General features: G+C 34.0%; 18 protein-coding genes and 1 pseudogene. 7 read left to right on the forward strand and 12 right to left on the reverse strand.

The window, feature by feature from the left end:
- Window positions 1-49 precede the first annotated feature (49 nt).
- The 10 genes and pseudogenes from JOD96_RS17425 to ychF form a co-directional block, all read right to left on the reverse strand.
- Window positions 50-2,770, reverse strand: coding sequence for a DNA gyrase/topoisomerase IV subunit A (locus tag JOD96_RS17425; protein WP_209565506.1), 2,721 nt, complete (start codon window positions 2,768-2,770; stop codon window positions 50-52).
- A 22-nt stretch (window positions 2,771-2,792) separates the two neighbouring features.
- Window positions 2,793-2,921, reverse strand: coding sequence for a hypothetical protein (locus tag JOD96_RS22545; RefSeq protein WP_262898525.1), 129 nt, complete (start codon window positions 2,919-2,921; stop codon window positions 2,793-2,795).
- A 2-nt stretch (window positions 2,922-2,923) separates the two neighbouring features.
- Complete coding sequence (locus tag JOD96_RS17430; RefSeq protein ID WP_209565507.1) at window positions 2,924-4,792, reverse strand: DNA topoisomerase IV subunit B; 1,869 nt, start codon at window positions 4,790-4,792, stop codon at window positions 2,924-2,926.
- Between the two features lie 163 nt (window positions 4,793-4,955).
- Window positions 4,956-6,130: pseudogene (gene pncB, locus JOD96_RS17435) on the reverse strand (nicotinate phosphoribosyltransferase).
- Window positions 6,131-6,208: 78 nt separating this feature from the next.
- On the reverse strand, window positions 6,209-7,189 hold the full coding sequence (locus JOD96_RS17440; protein ID WP_209565508.1) for a transglutaminase domain-containing protein: 981 nt from the start codon (window positions 7,187-7,189) through the stop codon (window positions 6,209-6,211).
- Between the two features lie 4 nt (window positions 7,190-7,193).
- On the reverse strand, window positions 7,194-7,718 hold the full coding sequence (locus JOD96_RS17445) for an NADPH-dependent FMN reductase (protein ID WP_209565509.1): 525 nt from the start codon (window positions 7,716-7,718) through the stop codon (window positions 7,194-7,196).
- Window positions 7,719-7,824: 106 nt separating this feature from the next.
- A complete protein-coding gene (locus JOD96_RS17450; protein ID WP_209565510.1) occupies window positions 7,825-8,745 on the reverse strand; it encodes a YihY/virulence factor BrkB family protein in 921 nt (306 codons plus the stop codon).
- Between the two features lie 94 nt (window positions 8,746-8,839).
- Window positions 8,840-9,556 (reverse strand): hypothetical protein, encoded by a 717-nt coding sequence (locus JOD96_RS17455; RefSeq protein ID WP_209565511.1) that lies wholly within the window; start codon window positions 9,554-9,556, stop codon window positions 8,840-8,842.
- Window positions 9,525-10,202, reverse strand: a complete 678-nt coding sequence (locus tag JOD96_RS17460) for a TIGR02117 family protein (RefSeq protein ID WP_209565512.1) — start codon at window positions 10,200-10,202, stop codon at window positions 9,525-9,527. The genes JOD96_RS17455 and JOD96_RS17460 overlap by 32 nt, the downstream gene beginning before the upstream one ends.
- Window positions 10,203-10,534: 332 nt before the next feature.
- Complete coding sequence (ychF, locus tag JOD96_RS17465; RefSeq protein ID WP_209565513.1) at window positions 10,535-11,629, reverse strand: redox-regulated ATPase YchF; 1,095 nt, start codon at window positions 11,627-11,629, stop codon at window positions 10,535-10,537.
- Window positions 11,630-11,954: 325 nt separating this feature from the next.
- Between ychF and JOD96_RS17470 the strand changes: the two genes are divergently transcribed.
- Together JOD96_RS17470 and JOD96_RS17475 are read left to right on the forward strand one after the other, a co-directional pair.
- Window positions 11,955-14,795, forward strand: a complete 2,841-nt coding sequence (locus tag JOD96_RS17470; RefSeq protein WP_209565514.1) for a TonB-dependent receptor — start codon at window positions 11,955-11,957, stop codon at window positions 14,793-14,795.
- Window positions 14,796-14,877: 82 nt separating this feature from the next.
- The gene (locus JOD96_RS17475; protein WP_209565515.1) at window positions 14,878-15,624 is read left to right on the forward strand and encodes a class I SAM-dependent DNA methyltransferase; all 747 of its coding nucleotides are present in this window, start codon (window positions 14,878-14,880) and stop codon (window positions 15,622-15,624) included.
- Window positions 15,625-15,704: 80 nt separating this feature from the next.
- Here the strand turns inward: JOD96_RS17475 and JOD96_RS17480 are convergent, their stop codons facing one another.
- Complete coding sequence (locus JOD96_RS17480) at window positions 15,705-16,868, reverse strand: hypothetical protein (protein WP_209565516.1); 1,164 nt, start codon at window positions 16,866-16,868, stop codon at window positions 15,705-15,707.
- Between the two features lie 170 nt (window positions 16,869-17,038).
- The gene (locus tag JOD96_RS17485) at window positions 17,039-17,389 is read right to left on the reverse strand and encodes a 4Fe-4S dicluster domain-containing protein (protein ID WP_209565517.1); all 351 of its coding nucleotides are present in this window, start codon (window positions 17,387-17,389) and stop codon (window positions 17,039-17,041) included.
- Between the two features lie 157 nt (window positions 17,390-17,546).
- On the opposite strand from JOD96_RS17485, the gene JOD96_RS17490 reads away from it, so the two are divergent.
- The 5 genes from JOD96_RS17490 to JOD96_RS17510 all read left to right on the forward strand — a co-directional run bounded on the left by JOD96_RS17490 (window position 17,547) and on the right by JOD96_RS17510 (window position 22,189).
- Window positions 17,547-18,608, forward strand: coding sequence for an acyl-CoA reductase (locus JOD96_RS17490; protein ID WP_209565518.1), 1,062 nt, complete (start codon window positions 17,547-17,549; stop codon window positions 18,606-18,608).
- A 92-nt stretch (window positions 18,609-18,700) separates the two neighbouring features.
- Complete coding sequence (gene serC / locus JOD96_RS17495; RefSeq protein ID WP_209565519.1) at window positions 18,701-19,771, forward strand: 3-phosphoserine/phosphohydroxythreonine transaminase; 1,071 nt, start codon at window positions 18,701-18,703, stop codon at window positions 19,769-19,771.
- Between the two features lie 223 nt (window positions 19,772-19,994).
- Entirely contained in the window at window positions 19,995-20,945 is a 951-nt protein-coding gene (locus JOD96_RS17500; RefSeq protein ID WP_209565520.1) for a D-2-hydroxyacid dehydrogenase, read from the forward strand.
- 103 nt (window positions 20,946-21,048) lie between these two features.
- A complete protein-coding gene (locus tag JOD96_RS17505) occupies window positions 21,049-21,612 on the forward strand; it encodes a DUF937 domain-containing protein (RefSeq protein WP_209565521.1) in 564 nt (187 codons plus the stop codon).
- Between the two features lie 139 nt (window positions 21,613-21,751).
- Complete coding sequence (locus tag JOD96_RS17510) at window positions 21,752-22,189, forward strand: DUF6146 family protein (protein WP_209565522.1); 438 nt, start codon at window positions 21,752-21,754, stop codon at window positions 22,187-22,189.
- The last annotated feature ends 9 nt before the right edge of the window (window positions 22,190-22,198 follow it).

Here is a 22,198-nt window from a genome sequence, read left to right on the forward strand (position 1 = left end):
AAATAAACAAACCGCTAAGAATTAAATCCCAGCGGTTTTTTTATTTACTTTATTCTAAAACCAAACCTATCTGACCATCGTCGTCCAATTCTGTTTCAACCGCATCATCTTCTGGCAATTCCGGTTTTTCAGGAATTTCTTCAACAGGTTCTTCATATGGAAGCGGGTCTAATAAATTAACCTGTTTTATTTTATCAGTCGTAAGTTGGTTTCCAAGCGCTTTAAAACCTTTTACAGCTATAAAGTCTTCAACATCTATATGCAGATCCTCTTTTTGAACTCCTTTTACTTTTGCAAAAATTAATTGTGCAACAGGGCGATAATCTGTAGACACAATTTCTAACTGCGAATTTGGATGGTCTGTAATAAAACTTTCTTCCTTATTTTCTGTTTCAACTAAGAAACGTTTTAAGAAATAACGCTCTTTTTCACCGTCATAATAAATCGCAGAAATTGGCTTTTTAGGTTTCCATTTTTCCAAAACGATCATATCCTCATCAAAATGAGTCGATAATTCGGGAATAATCACTTTAAGCTTTCCTGTCTGGCTTATTACTAATATCTTATCGTTTGGTTTAAACTCGCCCAATAATTCGCCTCGTCCATCAACATTTAGTCGTTTTACGGTATCATCAAACCAAACTTTTCTAGGCAATAAGGTAGAAATTCCTTTTTCTTTTAATTCAATTTTCTTGATTGGGTACTTTGTAACCAAATTTCCTTTTGATGCACGGCCTTTAATTGCCAAAGCAGCAAAATCAATATCAAATTTCAATTTTTTGATAGTTCCGATCTGGCGCAATAAAATAGTAACTACTTCGGCCTCTCCATTCGGATTATGAGAAAAATAAACTACCTGAGAACCATTGCTTCCATTAGTCAAATCATAAGATTTGTCTCTTGTTACTCCCGAAACATTAAAACGCTTAATATAAGAAGGCCCTGATTTCCCGTCACGGTAAATCATATTATAAATCGTACGCTTATCACTTTTATCAAAAACAGCAACATGTATGATATCTTTTCCAATGAATGTTTTGGCATCTACCTTTGTAATCATCATTTTACCATCGCGTAAAAACACAATTACATCATCAATATCAGAACAATCGGCTACATATTCGTCCTTTTTTAAACTGGTTCCAACAAATCCTTCTTCGCGGTTTACAAAAAGTTTTGTGTTACGCAAAACTACTTTTGTAGCCTCAACATTATCAAAGACACGAAGCTCCGTTTGACGTTCACGACCTTTTCCGTATTTCTCTTTTAATTTGGTAAAGTAAGCAATAGCAAAATCAGTTAAATGCGCTAAGTTATGCTCTACTTCCTTCATTTCGTCTTCTAACTTCGCTATAAAATCATCTGCTTTATCAGAGTCAAAACGAGTAATACGAATCATCGGAATCTGAGTCAATCGCTGTAAATCGTCGTCATTGATTTCTCTGACAAATGATTTTTTGAAAGGCTCAAAGCGGTCATACAAATAGGTATAAAGAGATTCTCTATCAGAATATAATTTAAAATCAATATACATTTCTTCACGAATGAAGATTTTCTCCAAAGTAGAGAAATGCCATTTATTTTTTAACTCTTCTAAATGAATTTCTAATTCCTGACGAAGTAAATCAACTGTTCTGTGTGTTGATATTTTCAACATTTCAGAAACTCCGATAAACAACGGCTTATTATCTTCGATTACGCATCCTAAAGGCGCTACAGAAGTTTCGCAGGCAGTAAAAGCAAATAAAGCATCAATTGTTTTATCGGGAGAAACACCCGGGAAAAGATGAATCAGAATTTCAACATCAGCCGCAGTATTATCTTCAATCTTCTTGATTTTGATTTTACCTTTGTCATTGGCTTTCAAAATACTGTCAATCAAAGTCGAAGTATTCGTAGAAAACGGAATCTGCGTTATTACTAATGTATTTTTATCTAATTGCGAAATCTTAGCGCGCACACGCACACGCCCGCCACGCATTCCGTCATTATAGTTGGAAACGTCTGCAATACCGGCAGTCATGAAATCAGGATAAAGCGTAAAAGGTTTTCCTTTTAATATTTTAATCGAAGCATCGATTAATTCATTGAAATTATGAGGCAAAACTTTCGTCGATAAACCAACCGCAATACCTTCTGCTCCTTGTGCCAAAAGCAATGGAAATTTTACCGGAAGATTGTTTGGTTCTGCACGGCGACCGTCATACGAAACACCCCAATCTGTAATTTTTGGTGAATACAAAACTTCCAAAGCAAATTTAGATAAACGTGCCTCGATGTAACGGGAAGCTGCTGCTCCGTCACCTGTTAGAATATTTCCCCAGTTTCCCTGGCAGTCAATCAATAAATCCTTTTGTCCAATTTGCACCATAGCGTCACCAATACTCGCATCTCCGTGTGGGTGATATTGCATAGTGTGACCTACTACATTGGCAACTTTATTATAACGACCATCATCCAACTCTTTTAAGGAGTGCATAATACGACGCTGAACTGGTTTAAATCCGTCTTCGATAGCAGGAACTGCACGCTCCAGAATTACGTATGAAGCATAATCCAGAAACCAGTCTTTGTACATTCCGGTTACTTTCGTAATAACGTCTTCGCCTTCTTCTTCCTCATTTTCGTAAAAATGCTGTCCCTCAAAATGTTTAGCGTCTACGTCGATAATTTCATCTTCATCGCCATCCAGATTGTTTTCAATCGGGTTGTCATCTGAATTATTCTCGCCGTCGTTTGGAATTATGTTATCGTCTTCTTCGTCTTTCATTTATTTTGATTCCGATATTATTTTATTTTACCTTAATTTTTTCAACTGCTTCTTTATTTTGCTGATTTTTATACTTTTTAATCAAAGTATACGTTAAAACAAAACTTACCATAAATACAATTGCTGCGTACATCAATTTTTTCTTCTCCATCTTTATATTTCTTCAATCGTATCCAATTCTACCTTCAGGTTCTTGATAATAAACTCTTGTCTGTCCGGTGTGTTTTTTCCCATATAGAAAGATAATAACTGCTCAATCGAAGTGTTCTTATCCATCATAATTGGGTCAAGGCGAATGGTTTCTCCAATGAAGTTTTTAAACTCATCAGGCGAAATCTCTCCCAAACCTTTAAATCGGGTAATTTCCGGTTTTGGTTTCAATTTCTCTATAGCATCTCTCCTTTCTTCCTCAGAATAACAATAAATCGTTTCTTTCTTATTACGAACCCTGAAAAGAGGCGTTTGCAAAATGTACAAATGTCCTTCTTTAATTAATTCAGGAAAAAACTGCAAGAAGAAAGTAATCAGTAGTAAACGAATGTGCATTCCGTCGACATCGGCATCTGTTGCGATTACGATGTTGTTATAACGCAATTTTTCCAATCCATCTTCAATATCCAAAGCGGCTTGCAATAAATTAAATTCTTCGTTCTCATACACGATTTTTTTACTCATCCCGTAGGAGTTCAAAGGTTTACCTCGCAAACTAAAAACAGCTTGTGTATTTACGTCACGCGATTTTGTAATAGATCCGGAAGCCGAATCTCCCTCGGTAATAAAAAGTGTACTTTCTAAGTTTCTTGGGTTTTTTGTATCCGGAAGATGCGCACGGCAATCTCTTAATTTTTTATTATGAAGATTGGCTTTTTTTGCACGGTCTGTTGCCAGTTTTCTAATTCCTGATAATTCTTTACGCTCGCGTTCTGCCTGCAGGATCTTACGCAATAAGGCTTCTGCAGTTGGCGGATTTTTATGTAAATAATTGTCAAGTTTGTTTTTAACAAAATCATTTACAAAAGTACGTACAGAAACTGCCGGAGTTCCGTCATCAGAACCCATATCGGTAGAACCTAATTTGGTTTTGGTCTGAGACTCAAAAACCGGTTCCATCACTTTAATACTAATCGCACTTACAATCGATTTACGAACGTCTGATGCTTCGAAATTTTTGTTGTAAAACTCACGAATGGTTTTTACGATTGCTTCACGATAGGCTGCTAAATGCGTACCTCCCTGAGTCGTATTCTGTCCGTTTACAAAAGAGTGATATTCTTCGCTGTATTGCGTTTTACTGTGCGTTAAAGCGATCTCAATATCATGATCTTTCAAGTGAATAATCGGATATTCTAAATCATCTTCGCTAATGGTTTCTTCTAATAAATCACGAAGTCCATTTTCAGAAATGTATTTTTCTCCGTTAAAAATAATCGTTAAACCATTGTTTAGGTAGCAATAGTTTTTAACCATTTTAATTACATATTCCATACGGAATTTGTAGTTTTTGAAGATGGTTTCGTCTGGCGTGAAAGTTACTTTTGTTCCTTTTCGCTTTGTGGTTTCAATCACATCTTCTTCTAAAACTAAATTTCCTCCAGAAAATTCTGCCGCTTTTTGTTTTTCATCACGAACAGATTCTACACGGAAATAGTTGGACAAAGCATTAACCGCTTTTGTTCCCACACCGTTTAAACCAACTGATTTCTGGAAAGCTTTAGAATCATACTTTCCTCCTGTGTTCATTTTCGAAACTACATCGACTACTTTTCCTAACGGAATTCCTCGTCCGTAATCCCGAACAGAAACCGTTTTATCTTTAATGGTTACTTCGATTGTTTTTCCTGAGCCCATAACGAACTCATCAATACAGTTGTCTAAAACCTCTTTTAAAAGAATATAAATACCGTCATCCGGCGAAGATCCGTCTCCTAATTTTCCGATATACATTCCCGGACGCATACGGATATGCTCTTTCCAGTCGAGTGATCGGATATTATCTTCGTTATATTGATTTTGCTCTAGCATAAATGAATTGGATTTTCGGCTAATGTACCATTTCTCGCTAAAAAATAAAAGCGTATTTATTTTTTGTTACGAATAATAACAGCTTTGAATTTTATTTAAATTGATTTTAAAATAATATCAACATTAAAAGCATCAAAAATGAGCTGCAAAACAAAAAAATATACTATTTGATTCCTAAAACTTCTTTGGCCAAAGCAATCATTTCGGGAGTTCCCGTATTTTTATTTTTTTCATCAGAAAGTTTTACAACGCCCTGCCAATGTGTATTATCGGGTTTTGTGTCGGTTAGTTTAATCACCATATTCATTGCAGGAAGCCCAACATCATTGGTGAAATTTGTTCCGATTCCAAAAGACATTTTTATTTTGTCTTTGCAGAAGTCTGTGATTGCTTTTACTTTATCATAATGGAGTGAATCGGAGAAAACTATAGCTTTTGATTTTGGATCAATTCCCATTTTAGTATAATGCGAAATCACTTTCTGGGCAAATTCAATCGATCTCCGCTGTCGTGACGGACACCGTCAAAAAGTTTGGAGTATTTTTTATCAAACTGACTGAAAAATATATCTGTTGTGTAAGTGTCTGTTAGAGCAATTCCAAGATCACCACCATAAACTTTTGTCCAATGTTCCAGACTAATTGAATTAGCCATTTTAAAACCGTATTGCGCTGCATGAAACATAAACCACTCGTGTGCATGTGTTCCCAGAGGGCGTTTATTATTGACCATTGCAAAATGCACATTGCTCGTACCGATAAAACTTTCACCGCCAAAGCTATTTAAAGTTTCGTTTACCAAAACATGCACATCGTAAGAATGGCGGCGTCTTGTCCCGAATTCTAAAATCGAAACTTCAAGTTTGTTGTACTTGTCAATTTTTTCTTTGGTCAGGCTTTTAATTGCTTCATCATTTAAACGGAATAAATGATTTGTTTTATAAAAAAGTTCTGAAATCAAGGCCATTAACGGAACTTCCCATAAAATGGTCCGGTACCAGAAACCTTCAACTGTAACTTCTATGTCTGAGCCGTGCTGTTTGATTTCTACTTCTGATGGATCAAAACTATATCCTTGCAAAAAATCAAGATAGGTGGGATCAAGATAATGGCAGTAATGTGCTAAATAACGTTTTTCTTCTTTAGTCAATCGTAGATCAGCCATTGCATTAACCGATTTTCGGAGCAAATCAGCAAATCCGGGAGGAAAGACATGTTTTCCACGATTGATAAAACCATAACGAACTTTTGCCTTAGGGAAAAGCTTAATTACGGCATGCTGCATTGTGAATTTGTAGAAGTCGTTATCTAAAATCGATTTTAGGAAAGTTGTTTCCATAACCTGTTTTGCTGTTAATTTTACAAAACTTAAAGATACACCAATTCAGCAAAAGAATAAAACGGCCTGACAGTTGTTTTATTTCTGGATGACTTTAAAAGAAACAAGACTGCTCTCGCCTAAATAAAATGTAATAAACTGACCAATATTTTTATCGAATGTCACTTCAAATTCTAAACCGCCTCTTTTTTCTTTTGGATTTTCAACTTTTACCGCCTGGTTTTTTTTATTGACATAAAAAAACTGATCTGTTTTGGAGATATTTTTAATTCTGAATGTAACCTTTTCGCCATTTTTAACTTCAATTAAACCCGATTTTGGTTCGACAATTTCATGATCACCTTCGATTGTATTATTGTAAATTAATGGACTGTTCAGAAAATCATCTTTACTTAATCTTTCTCCCAGAAAAGTACCCGAATCGGGAAAATGTTTGGCAAAAAAATACTTGGGAGCCATATCAAAGTATATAGGTGTAAAATCTTTGGTCAATTTTCCTTTACTCTGATCAAAATATCCTTCTCCCCAGGTGACATCAACCAATCGCCATTTACCGTCAATCAGCACCATGTTCCAGGCATGATTTGATGAAGTCTCTTCTCTCCCAATATCATTTAGTCTGGTTTTAGAATCTCCTCTTACAATCTCGCATTTCAAACCGACTAAAGAAGCGACATGACTATACAAAATAGTAAAACCCTCACAAACAGCTTTTTGAGACTTAAAAACCTTATTTAGTTCTCTTTCATTGAGCTGTTGCAATTTCTTTTGTTTTTCCTGTTCTGTGGAATAGCTGAATCCTTTTGCCCTTGGCGGATTTAGATAAGTGGCTAAATCGTATTTTACATTGAAGGCAATCCAACTGTAAATTGCTCGCGCTTTATCATAGTCTGAAGTAAAATCTTTCTGGATTCTTTCTGCTAATTTTTCTGTTGTGTCAAACTGTTTTGGATATTTTAATACTATCTTATCAACAGCGTTATACTTTTGCGAAAAAGCAGCATGCAAAAAAAAGAGATTCAGAAAAAGACAAATTATTGTGGTATTTTTTATTGTCATTGACTTAGAAACTGGCTTTTATTATATCTTTTAATTCTTTATCTAACTCTGGATTTGAAATTTGATTTTTCTCGACATCAAAATTTGCATTAAAGGCCGGTAAAGAAAAAGTAGCTTTTATCTGCGCGCCGTATCTTGGCAAAGCGTTATTTGCAATTTCTAAAACTGAAGCTCCACCTCTGCCCCCCGGAGAAGTTGCCAAAAGCAGCATTGGTTTCTGACGAAAAACTTCTTTGGTAATTCTTGAACTCCAGTCGAAAATATTTTTGAAGGCTGTAGAATAATTTGAATTATTTTCTGCTAAAGAAACAACCAAAATATCGGCAGTATCTAATTTGCTTAAAAACGATTTTGCTGTTTCATGCTGCCCAATTTCTTTTTCAATATCAACACTGAACAATGGCATTGCATAATCATTTAAATCTAAAACTTCAACGTCGGCATTTTCAAATAAATTTGCTGCATAAGTTGCTAGTTTTTTATTGATAGAATGCTGGCTGTTACTTCCTCCAAAGGCAATTATTTTCATATTGTGGTATTTTAATTTTGTTGACAGCAAAGTTCTTGCCATAGATTTTTTAAGATGCTCAAAATTAAAATTTTAATTCCCTTATAAAAATCTTTTTGATCTGTGGCTAAGTATTATTCTCGATTTCATAAATCTCCTTTTGAATCTCAACTGAGTATTCGTTTGGATAAATTTTACCACCGTAAGATTTTGCATATACTTTGGTAAATTCTGCTCCAAAATACAGAATAATTGCCGAATAATACACCCAGACCAAAATAATTATCACAGATCCCGCAGCGCCGTAAACTGAAGCTACAGTAGAACTTCCAAGGTAAAAACCGATTGCAAATTTACCAATCATAAAAAGCACCGCAGTAACGCCAGATCCTATAAAAGCATCTTTCCATCTTATTTTTCCATCTGGAAGGGTTCTGAAAATTATGGTAAAAAGAAGTGTAATACTAGCCAGAACAATTATAACATTTACGATGTAAAATAAATAAACGGTACTTTCCGGAAAGTATATCTTTAAACGTGCGCTGACTAAATCTAATGTTGTATTAACCAAAAGACTTACCAGCATTAAAAAACCTACAGAAGCAATCATCGAGAAAGACATTAACCGATTCTGAATAAATTTTTTAACTCCTTTATCTGGCTTGGCACGTAATCCCCAAATAAAATTAATTGAACTTTGTATTTCGGCAAAAACTCCCGAGGCTCCTATTAGCAGCATCACGATTCCAAAGACGGTTGCGAACATATTATCACCAGACAATTGCACATTTTTTATAGCTTCCTGAATTTGGATCGCTGCACTATTACCTACCATTCCGTTTATTTGTCCGTATAATTGGCCTGTTACCGCATCTTCTCCAAAAAAGAATCCGCAAATAGTAATGATAATAATCAACAAAGGAGGCAATGCAAATATGGTATAATACGATAATGCAGCACTCAGTTTAATCGCATTGTCATCGTTGAATTCTAAAAAAGTATTCTTTAATAGAAACCATGCTTTGGAAAAGATATTTTTGATTTTCATTCGCCGTCTTTTTTGAAATACGCTCAAATTTACGCATTAAATCAAAATTTTAAATTCTTGCTTTTTAATTGAATTTTACATTTTTGCCATGTGATTATTGAGAAATCTTTTTATACTCGCTATCAAATCCTAGATTTTTTATTTTTAAAATCTTTCGAAATTCCCTTCTCGTTGGCTTAATCAAAAAAGAAATCGAATCTAACATCTTTCCCTTTACCATTGTTACAGAATCAAGCTTTTTCAGGTCTTTTGCTTCATAAAGATTCTTAAATTTAAGCGTATTCTTTTCTACTGACAGAAATTGAATATTCCAAAAAATCGAATCTTTTGTACTTAAAACTAACTGCCCATCAATACGTTTTGCCTTTTGAAAATATGAAAACCTAAAAAGAGTATCAACTAATCTCTGAGACAATTTTATTGAATCACCCTTTAGATCCATATCAAATTTATCATTAGTGTCCTTGGTTACTAATTTCCCTTCAATAATAATATATTCCGATTTTAGAGAATCCATTTTTAACTTATGGAATTTAAAAATTATAAAATTTTCTTTCAAAATTTTATCCTCTTCAATTCTAATAAAAGTTGAATCATCATTCCTATATAATCCTCTGAATTTATTAGGAAAATGATCTAATTCCGAATCATTATTTGGTTGTGGGCTTTCAAAATATAAATCAATGCAGTCGCCACAAGCTGGAGAATCCGCTTTTTTACATGAAATAATTAATGTTATAACGGCTAAAATTAAAATTGCTTTTTGCATAATGCCAAAATCATTCATAATGGCAAAATATCCCTTTATCATAAACCGTCCATAAACTTGCTTTTTGATTTGCGGATTTTAATGCATTATTTGCCCAGGTATTGCAGGTATAAAAAAAGCTGTAACTTCCTTTTGCCTCGTAGAAAGCATCTTTTTTCCCATAACTGTGGCCTTCAATCCATTGCGGATGAATTGGATCACTGAAACTTTCTGAAATATAAGTAACCAGATTTTTATAGTCTTCTTTTGAAATCAAAATGCGTTTGCAGTCTTTACTTTCATGCAATTGCTTAAAAAATGTGGTATGCATAGCCGATGAACTAACACCAAATGCTGCTTTTAAAGCGGTACTTGCTTTTAAATCTGACCATTCTGGTGTGTAAAGATAAAATCCTTTGTCACCCCAGCCAAAGGCAATATAATTCATTAAAGAATCTTTTGATTTTGTCTGACTGAATTGAATTTCGTTTCTCCAGTCTTTGATTTCATTTTTAACGGGCACTACGATATCTGTGTGAACACCATTTGAAAGAATGTATATAGGAATACCATCTTGTTCTTCGACCTGAGTGATATCAGAATTAACAGTAATTTTTGAGATTAGGTAAACTGACAGGACATATAAAACAAGAAAACTGAAAATTCCGAAAATAGTCCAGCCCAGAAATTTGAAAGTTTTTTTTAGCATTTTAATTGGTTTGTTTTTGGATTAGGTATTGGTAGTTTTCTGTAACCAATTTTTGAGCCAAAAATTTTTAACACTTAAAATTATTTCACGCAGATTTTGCAGATCGGGCAAGTTTCTCATTTTTGTCATCCTGAGGAACGAAGGATCACACCAAAAATTCCGCAAAGGAATCGCCAAAACTTTGTAGAGTTACACTTGTGATCCTTCGTTCCTCAGGATGACAAAGTGGGCCTGTCCTTTAATGACAATAGCTTTAAAAACAAAAAACTGCTGAATTTCTCCAGCAGTTTTTTGTTTATTCTCGTTCTTCCTTATTCTATTTTCTAAAAAAACTATACGTTAAAACGGAAATGCATTACATCACCATCTTTTACAACATATTCTTTTCCTTCTACTTTGAATTTTCCTGCTTCTTTTGCTTTTGCTTCAGAACCGTATTGAACGTAATCTTCGTATGAAATAACTTCTGCACGAATAAAACCTTTTTCAAAATCTGTGTGGATTACTCCGGCAGCCTGTGGCGCTGTTGCCCCAATGTTGATTGTCCAGGCACGCACTTCTTTTACACCAGCGGTAAAGTAAGTTTGTTGTTTTAATAATTTGTAAGCTGCACGAATAAGAACTGATGCTCCTGGCTCAGTTAATCCCATATCTTCTAAGAAGACCTGACGCTCTTCGTAGCTTTCTAATTCTGTAATATCAGCTTCTGCTCCTACAGAAAGAATAATAACTTCAGCATCTTCGTCTTTTACTAATTCACGAACCTGATCTACATATTTGTTTCCGTTAACTGCTGAATTTTCGTCAACATTACAAACGTATAAAACTGGTTTTGCTGTAATTAATTGAAAAGATTCCATTAAAACCTCTTCGTCATTATTTTGAGGAGTAATAGTACGAGCTGATTTTGCTTGTAATAATGCCTCTCTAATTCTGTCTAAAAGTGCTTTTTCTGTTTGCGCTTCTTTATTTCCTGTTTTAGCAGCACGATTTACTTTTTCCAAACGTTTTTCTACAGTTTCCAGGTCTTTCAACTGCAATTCAATATCAATTGTTTCTTTGTCACGTATTGGGTTTACGTTTCCGTCAACATGTACAATATTATCATTGTCAAAACAACGCAAAACGTGAATGATAGCATTACACTCTCTAATGTTTCCTAAAAACTGGTTTCCAAGACCTTCACCTTTACTTGCTCCTTTTACCAAACCTGCGATATCTACGATATCAACAGTTGCCATTTGTACGCGTTCTGGCTTTACCAATTCTTCTAATTTATTGATTCTCGGATCGGGAACGTTTACTACACCTATATTAGGTTCGATTGTACAAAACGGAAAGTTGGCACTCTGCGCTTTTGCATTAGATAAACAATTAAATAATGTTGATTTTCCAACATTTGGTAATCCTACAATTCCTGCTTTCATCTGAAGATAATTTGTTTTTTTATTATTTTCAACCGCTCAAGCCCCGTAATCACTGTATTACACATCAAACACTTAGCTTTCGATTAGTCGTATTTATATTACTTTTTAAGATGCCTTCTATTTTGTCAAAATGATACCTTTTGGCATTAAAATTTTGCAAATATATGATTTAATACCTCGTAAGTGTACAAAAAATGTCAATATATGTTTTTTTAGTATTTTTCTTAAAAAAAATAAAACTTTTTGATTCTCTTTTGTTAAAATAATGTTATTTTTATGACAAATTTAACAAACCACACAAATTTTTTAACCAAAACTAGTTAACATGAGAAAAATTGCAATTTTATTTTTATTATTTAATTCCCTCTTTATTTTTGCCCAAAAGCAAATTTCGGGTGTAGTAAAAGACAACTCGGGAAATCCACTTCCTGGGGTAAACATTATTGAAAAGGGAACCAACAATGGAACATCAACCGATATCGATGGTTCCTACAAGATTACTGTAAAAGAAGGTGCTTCATTAATTTATTCCTATTTGGGTTACGTCAGTATAACAAGATTGGCAGACAACTCTGTACTCGATGTTTCCTTATCGGAAGAAGGCGGACAAAATCTTGATGAAGTTGTTGTTACAGGATCCAGAGCCGCTGCCAGAAGTAATACAACCAGCGCTTTACCAATTGACATACTGTCGTCTAAAGATTTAACTTCGACAGGGCAAGCCACATTTGATAAGGCACTGCAATATAAGATCCCGTCCTTTAATACTGTACAAACTCCTGTTAATGACGCCACTTCATTACTGGATCCGTACGAGATTAGAAATATGGGGCCAAGCAGAACTTTGATCCTTATTAATGGTAAACGTAAAAACTTAAGTTCTTTATTATATGTACAAACCTCTCCGGGACGTGGAGAAACGGGCGCAGATATTTCTGCAATTCCAACAGATGCGATCGAGAGAGTTGAGATTCTTCGTGATGGTGCTTCTGCTCAATATGGTTCTGATGCCATTGCTGGGGTTATGAACATTATTTTAAAGAAAAACAATAATGCAGGATCTGTAACATTAAGAAGCGGAATTACTTCTGAAGGAGATGGAGAAATGCTTGGAGTAAGTTTAAACCAAGGAACGACGGTTGGAGAAAAAGGTTTTCTAAACTATACTATCGATTTTTCTAAAGTAAAATTAGCCAACAGAGCCGGAACAGTAGATGGCGGAACAAATAATTTAGGCCCGGATAATGAACCGCTTGCAGGTGGAGAGTATGCCGATTTTGTATATGTTGATCCGGAAAATCCTGATAACTGGGTAAATGGAGCTACACCAGCATCTATCAGAGCTGATAATACTGCCGGAATACAGGTTGTTAATGATTATTTAAAAAGACATCCTGATGCAAGAAACGTTAATGGTTCGCCAGAAACGGCCGCTGCTAAGTTTTTAATTAATGGTGGAAATGAAATTAGTGACAATACAAGCTTATATTATAATGCTGCTTATGTCTACAAAAAGGTAAATTCATTTGCCAACTTCAGAACACCGTATTGGAGACCTTTATCGGGTGATCCTTACCTTAATGATTTCTTCGGAAACGGAAATGATGCCAATCCTTCTTATGATGGATACGGGCCAACTTTTGAAGGTGACTTAACAGACTATAATGGGACTTTAGGTTTTAAAACTGTTAAGAATGGCTGGAATACCGATGGAAGTATAACTGTTGGAGGTAACAAACAAGTTTATACAGTAAATAATTCGGTAAACAGATCTACAGATATTGTTACTACTACCATAGATCCTGACACCGGACTGCCTGTTGAGACTCCTGTGTACAGAGAAAATAGCCCAATTTCGTTTAAACCAGGAGGAACTTCTTTTAATCATATTGTTGGAAACATAGATGTATCTAAAATTCTTTCAGACCAAATAAGCATTGGGTTTGGTACCGAATTCAGATCAGAATACTTCACCGTAATAGAAGGAGATAAAGCTTCTTGGGAAGGAACAGGTGCTGACTCTTTTGCAGGAAACAGACCTGAAAATTCAGGAAAATGGAACAGATATAATGTGGGTGTTTATCTTGACGTAGCTTTTGATATTACAAAAGACTTTTTAATAAACGGAACGGTTCGTCATGAAGAATATAGTGATTTTGGAGGCGCAACGGTCTGGAAAGCGAGTACAAGATATAAATTTCTTGAGGACAAAGTTACCTTGAGAGGATCTCTATCAACGGGTTTTAGAGCGCCTACTTTACACCAAATTTACACTCAAAAATCACAATATTCTTTTGTAGCGGGGCAAGGAATTCAAATTAGTGGGATTATAAATAACGTTTCTCCTCAGGCGCGTCAATTGGGAATTCCACGATTGGATGCTGAGAAATCAACTAATATTACAGTGGGAGTTGGTGCCAAACCATTTCAAAATTTCAATTTTACAATAGATTATTACAATATTAAAGTTGAAGACAGAATTGTTTTGGGAGACAGACAAGATACTCAATTTGGAGATGTAGCCTGGTTTTCTAATTCATTTGATTCAAGAACTTCTGGTTTAGATGTAGTTATAGGTTATAACAATGTCGGAATTGGAGAAGGCAAATTAGGATTTAATGTATCTGGAAATATTACTCTAGAAAATAAAAGAATTTCTCCTGTAACAAATAATTCATTTGGCGAAATCCTTAATTCGCTGACTTTTACTTCAAGACCTGACTCAAAATGGATTCTTGGGATAAACTACGAAATTGGTAAATTCGCATTTTCACTTAACAATACTTATTTTGGAAAAACTACTTTTAACCAGGATGGTTTAGCTACAAATGATCCAAATGCACCAGTTGGTTCTCCTGAATATTTAGCAGCAAACTTAAAAACGGAGTTTATCCCTAAAATTGTTACTGATCTGGGAGTTAACTTTAATGCTACTGAGAAATTAACTATTGCATTAAATGTAAATAACTTATTTAATGTTATGCCTGAATGGAAATTCGTAGCAGAAAATGAAGCCGGAACTGCATTACTTGCAGATCCAAATTTAAAACAACAACAATCAAATTTGCTTACATTTAACCAACGTTATTCAAGAATGACTTATGATGGATTCCATTTTAGTCAGTTAGGAACTATGTTTAATTTATCTTTAAACTATAAATTCTAAGTTTAACTTGTTTGATAAACGAAAATGGGTTGTCTCAGGATAACCCATTTTTTTATAACTTTATATTTTAAAAATCAGTATTATGGCAAATCTATATGATGGAAAAATGGCAGCGATTTACGATGCCATGTATCAGACTTTTGTCAATTATGACGAAGAATATGCTTTTTACAATCATTTAATTAAGGAAAATAATGGCATAACTATCCTTGAGATCGGTAGCGGAACGGGAAATCTCGCAAAGCGATTCGACGAAAACAAGCAAAATTATCAAGGTCTTGACTATAGCGATGATATGATTGCAATTGCCATAGAACGCAACAAAAACTGTTCTTTTAAACAAGGAGACATGCGGGATTTTAAACTGGATGAACCTGTTGATTCCATTTTAATCACCGGAAGATCTACAAGTTATCTAATTAGCAACGATGACATCAATAGAACTTTTGAATCTGTTTATAAAAATCTAACTGACAATGGAGTTCTGATTTTTGATTTTATAGATGCAAACCGGTTTATTCCTTTTACTAAGGAAAATCCGCTGATATTACACGAAGCAGAATATGAAAATGTAAAATATATTAGAGAAAGTCATTGGGATACCAATAACTCTTTGGAAAATTTTATGTTGGAATGGACGGCCAGATATTACAGTTTTATAGATGGTCAAAAAGAAATTATAGAAAATGATTTTTCAACTGTCCGGGTATTTACGCTCAACGAAATTGAACTTTTCCTGTATCTGAACAATTTCAAAATAATAAAAACGATTGATCGAAAAACCTATGCGTACGACACTTATGTGATTGTTGCTAAGAAAATTTCATAAAAAAATCCTGAGTTTATTAACTCAGGATTTTTTATATAGTTTATCAAACCTCAGGTTTATATATACGAAGATGCAAAAAATTACATTTTAAATTCTAAAGCATTAATCAGGCTTTTTTCTTCTTCAGTAGCCGTAAATCCGGAGATATTCCAGTAATTGGTTAATATTTTATTCTGTTTATTAAAAAGTGTTTTGTCTTTAAAAACATCACTATCATTATAAGTGAATTTTTGTTTACTAAAATTTGTTGTTATAAAATTATTGCGAACCTGAATATTTTTTACCTGATCTTTTAAAATAAGATCATAAGCAATTTCTTCGTTTGAACTCAACACATAATAATCTAAACCATCCAGTCTGTAATTTACCTTTACTACCGACCTTGTAATATTTTTAGCACCAACGGCTGTTTTGTCAATACTTTCTGCAATTGTTCCCGGCAAAACGTTGATACTGAATTCAAAAATTAATTTTTTCTCAGGATCATAAATAATTTCAAAATTATCTACTGCTTTCTTAGATTTATTCAGAGGCGTTATAGTCATTACATAATAATCCTTATTTGTTGCATGCCCTCTGATAATAAAATCATATTCCTTTTTTGCTTTTGGATCCAGCAATGGTTCAAAATACTTAAGATTCGTATAATTTTCCATTATATCATTCAGGTTATATCCTTTTAAATCAGAACTAACATCTTTTTCTAATAAACCATAGGAGCGATTTTGTTCGACTAAAAGTGTTGTCGAAACTTTTTTCTGATTGACTGCAAACTGAAAATTTACAAGACCGTCATTATAATAAGAATATTTGTTATCAAGCATAAAAAATTCCCTAACATATACTTTTAAGCGATAAGGCATTGCTAAATTCTTCATTGAATTAGAAACAATTTTCTGAAGTATTTTTTGAGGGACTTCTGTAGAGACAACAATTTCGTCGAGTTTATTGTTTTTATTTTTTAAGTAAACTACAAACTCATTTTCTTTTAAAGCTGCCCAGCGAACGGTTAAATTTTCGTAATTAGTTTCAGAAACCTGAACATTCGAAGCTCCGTTTACAACAAAAGTAACTTTGCCTTCCTGATTGCTTATTAAGATTTGTTTGGTTTTCATGATTACTACCGTTGCATTTTCTATAGGTAGTTGTGTTTCAATATCTTTAACGACGATAGAATATTCTGTGTCCTGAGCAAAAATAGTGGCGCTAAAGAATACAAAAAATAAAAGTATTAATTTCTTCATAGGCTATTTTTTTAATAATTATCACACATTGTTAAAAAAAACAATATCAAATTAAGTGAATTTAATTATTATATACCAACAGAACGAACATTAAAATAAGAAATTGGCTTATAAAAAAAAATCCTAAGCTTTTTGCTTAGGATTTTTCTTATTTTTATTTAAAAACATCTTTATTCATTATGCAAAAATGCCTGGCGCTGAAGCAGAGTTTCCTCATCTTCAACATGATTATCATCAGGTACACAACAATCTACAGGGCAAACTGCCGCGCATTGAGGCTCGTCATGAAAACCTTTACACTCGGTACATTTTCCAGGAACAATATAATATACTTCATCAGAAATTGGAGTTTGTGCGTCATCAGCATCAACTTCAGTTCCGTCAGGTAAAATCACTTTACCGGAAAGACTAGTTCCATCCTTATATCTCCAATCATCCGCTCCTTCATAAATTGCTGTATTTGGGCACTCAGGTTCACAAGCACCACAGTTTATACATTCGTCGGTTATAATTATCGCCATGTTTATCTTAATTTATGCTTTAAGCACCAAGCTTTAAGCTATTTCTAAAATATTATTTTTCAAAAATTAAAGCTTATTGCATAAAGCTTACCGCTTCCCGCCAAAAAAACTTATTTTTGTGCAAAATTACAATCAAAACTCTTCATAAACAAACATTATGACATTAGAAACAAAAAAAAGTGTTTTTGTTGAATTAGGTAAATTTTTAAAACAATTTTCCGAAAACAATACAATCAGAAAATCGGACGTCCTGCATAACGATTTATTTTTTGATGATTTCGAAAAACTGATTTATTTATCACAATCTCATAATGGGTGGTATACTCCTGAACAGGTATATTTTGCTATACAATCCTGGGCAAATGCCTTAACAGAAGAAAACATTACCAAATGGATTTCAAATTATGATTTTACCGAAGTAAAACCAAAAAATGTTGCGCTGATTTTAGCCGGGAATATTCCACTGGTGGGATTTCATGATTTTCTTTCTGTTTTAATTACCGGACACAATGCACTTGTAAAAACGTCATCTAATGATCAGCACTTATTGCCTTTTTTAGCAAAATACATCATTGCAGTCAATCCTGAATTTAATAATAAGATCACCTTCGTGGAAGGAAAACTGGAAAACTTTGATGCTGTGATTGCAACAGGAAGCAATAATACATCACGCTATTTTGAATATTATTTTAAAGACAAACCTTCTATTATTCGAAAAAACAGAAATTCTGCTGCTGTCTTAAACGGAAAAGAATCAAAAGAACAATTAGAAGCTCTTGGCGAGGATATTTTCAGGTATTTTGGCTTAGGATGCCGAAATGTCTCAAAGCTTTTTGTTCCAAAAGGATATTCTTTTGATGTTTTTTTTGAAGGCATTTTCAAATATCAGGACGTTATTCATTATGAAAAATATGCTAATAACTATGATTATAACAAGGCCGTATTTTTAATGAGTAATTTTAAACTTCTCGATAATGGTTTTCTGACTTTAAAAGAAGATACCAGCTATGCCTCTCCTATTTCGAGCGTTTTTTATGAATTTTACGAAAGCCCAGAAGATTTAAAAAATCGTCTTAAAACGGATGCAGAACAAATTCAATGTATTGTAAGTACTGATTTTACAGAAAACAGTATTCCTTTCGGACAAACCCAAAATCCTCAATTGTGGGATTATGCAGATAACGTTGATACTATAACGTTTTTGTTAACAACAAAGTAAAAAAATGTTTAATTATTTCGAATAATTTATCGCTTTTTCAGCTCCTATTGCCGAAATTTGCGTCTTTAAAATTTCGACTATTAACAACAACCATGAAAAAACACAACTACAGCGCAGGACCAAGTATTTTACCACAAGAAGTTTTTGAGAAAGCTTCAAAAGCCATCTTAAATTTTAATGATTCAGGACTTTCTATTCTTGAAATTTCGCACAGAAGTAAAGATTTTGTTGCAGTTATGGATGAAGCACGTTCGCTTGCTTTACAATTATTAGGATTAGAAGGAAAAGGTTATCAGGCTTTATTTTTACAGGGTGGTGCCAGTACAGCATTCTTAATGGCTCCCTATAATTTAATGAAAGAAAACGGAAAAGCAGCTTATTTAGATTCAGGCACGTGGGCAACTGCAGCTATCAAAGAAGCTAAACTTTTTGGAGAAACTGTTGTCGTAGCTTCTTCAAAAGATGATAATTATACACATATCCCAAAAGGATACACCATACCAAGTGACGCAGATTATTTTCACTGCACAAGTAACAATACCATTTTTGGAACTCAAATGAAAGAATTTCCAACAACAAATATTCCTGTTGTTTGTGACATGAGTTCTGATATTTTTTCACGCGTATTAGATTTCTCCAAATTCGATTTAATTTATGCCGGAGCCCAAAAAAACATGGGACCTGCAGGAACTACACTAGTTGTAGTAAAAGAAGAAATTTTGGAGAAAAGCGGAAGAACTATCCCAAGCATGTTAGATTATGCAAAACATATTAAGGCAGAGAGTATGTACAATACGCCTTCTGTTTTTGCAGTATATGTTTCTCTTTTGACATTGCAATGGATTAAAGAAAAAGGCGGAGTTGCTGCTGTTGAAAAATTAAACAACGCAAAAGCAGATTTACTTTATGCTGAAATCGACAGAAATCCTTTGTTTAAAGGAGCTGCAGCGGTTGAAGATCGTTCTAATATGAATGTTACTTTCTTATTGACAAATCCGGACCATACAGCAACTTTTGATGCTTTATGGAAAGAAGCAGGAATTTCAGGATTGCCTGGGCATCGCTCAGTTGGTGGTTACAGAGCTTCTATTTACAATGCTATGCCGATCGAAAGCGTTCAGGTTTTAGTTGATGTAATGAAAGCACTGGAATCTAAAGTTTAGTTTTTCAAGTCACAGTATCAGTTTTCGGTTCACATGAAATCTGTAATGAATACGGGATTTTTAGCCCCGATAGAAGTGGAAATCCTTTTTTATTTTTTCTTTAAAAATAAAAAAGATTGTAGCGGATAGCGGGATTAGCTCCTAAACAAAAGAAAAAATATCACATATGTTAATTAATGAATCCTATGATTTAAGGATTAACCAAATAAACAAATAAACCAAAATGAAAGTATTAGCGAATGACGGAATTTCAAAAAGTGGAATTCTAGCTTTAGAAAAAGGCGGATTTGAAGTTATAACAACAAAAGTAGCTCAGGAACAAGTAGCTAACTTTATCAATGAAAACAATGTAAGTGTAATTTTAGTACGCAGTGCTACTAAAGTTCGTAAAGATATCATCGATGCATGCCCTGGAATCAAAATTATTGGCCGTGGCGGTGTTGGTATGGACAACATTGATGTTGATTACGCAAAAAGCAAAGGAATTCATGTAATCAATACTCCTGCTTCATCATCAGAATCTGTTGCCGAATTGGTATTTGGACATTTGTTTTCCGGTGTTCGTTTTTTACATGATTCTAACAGAAATATGCCTCTTGAAGGAGATTCTAACTTTGAAGGTTTGAAAAAAGCTTATGCTAATGGAACTGAGTTAAGAGGAAAAACTCTTGGAATCGTTGGTATTGGCCGTATCGGTCAGGCTACTGCTAAAATGGCACTTGGCTTAGGAATGAAAGTTATTGCTGCTGATAGTTTTATTCCGCAAGTAGATGTAAAAGTTGAATTCTTCGACGGACAATCAATCACAACTACAATCGTTTCTCAATCTTTGGAATCTTTATTTAAAGAAGCAGATTTCATCACTCTTCACGTTCCTGCTCAGGATGGTTACATCATCGGCGAGAAAGAATTTGAAATCATGAAAGATGGTGTTGGAATCGTTAACTGTGCACGTGGTGGTGTAATTGATGAAGTAGCTTTAGTAAAAGCTTTAGATTCAGGAAAAGTTGCTTTTGCAGGATTAGACGTTTTTGAAAGCGAACCAAAACCGGAAATGGCAATTTTAATGCACACTAAAATCTCACTGACTCCTCACATTGGAGCTGCAACAGGAGAAGCACAAGACAGAATCGGAACTGAACTGGCATCACAAATTATTACTTTGTTAAGCTAAGTAAGAAAATAATATCTATCTTTAAAGGGATTTATTACAAATTTGTAGTAAATCCCTTTCTTTTTTTATTTAGATTTGTTGTTTAATTTAAACTTTAAAAACCATGTTTGAACAATTAACACAATTAGTACAACAGTACGGAAACTCGGCTGTTGTAAATAATGATGCCGTTCCGAACGAGCATAATGAAGGCGTAATAAATGAAGCAAACAATTCAATCTTTTCAGGATTACAAAAAATTGCTTCAGAAGGTGGTGCAGAACAATTAGCAGGTTTATTTAACGGAAGTACTCCAATAGACAATTCTAATCCTGTCGTACAACAAATTACGCAACAGTTAAAAGGAAATCTTGGTGAAAAATTTGGATTAAGCAGTGAAGCTTCCTCCGGAGTTGCTTCCGGCATGATACCTCAGATATTAAATTCTTTAGTAAATAAAGCAAAAGACCCAAACGACAGCAGTTTTCAGATTTCTGATATCATTTCAGCAATTTCGGGAAACAGCGGGCAGGCGTCTGGCATTATGGATACCATTTCAAAATACGGAATGCAGTTTGGTCTCGATCAAAATAATGACGGAAAAGTAGATGTTGCTGATGTTTTGGTAGTTACAAAAAGCAAAGGCGGAATTTCTGGCTTTATCGGCAAAATTTTCGGAAGAAAATAGTTTTTTTTAGGTTCTAAGGCACTAAGGTTCAAAGGCACAAAGGTTTTTCTCTGTTCCTTCGAACCTTTGTCCCTTTGAACCTTCCTCAAAAAATGTTAAAAATAAAACTCCTGACTTATTTATTTTGTAAATTTATAAGATGAGAAATAGTGTTTTTATATTAATCCTTTTGTTTGTTATTATTGCCTGTTCTACGACTTCTAAAAATATTGCAGAAGCAAATCAGCCTGCAAAAAATGTAGCTTTAAACGATACGGTCAGAATTGCCAATGATTCTTTGGAATATGAGGTTATAATTATTGATAATGGTTTTAGCACCTGGCTCATGTCCAGAGCCTATCCACGCAATTATCATTCGCTTTCTTATCTGGAAAACAAAAACAATCAATATATAACAGAATGGAATAGCCGTGTTTTACAGCCTAACCGCTATGACCCAAATCTATACGAAATGAGCATTAACTACAATCCTACAATTAAATACGGATATGAAGTAAATTATCTTATCTACAATTACATGATTTATTTTCAAAATACTTACAAACAAAAACTTTGGGGATATGTCCCTTCTCGATAATGTTGTTAT

This window comes from Flavobacterium sp. 1355, assembly GCF_017833415.1.
Taxonomy (GTDB): Bacteria; Bacteroidota; Bacteroidia; order Flavobacteriales; family Flavobacteriaceae; genus Flavobacterium.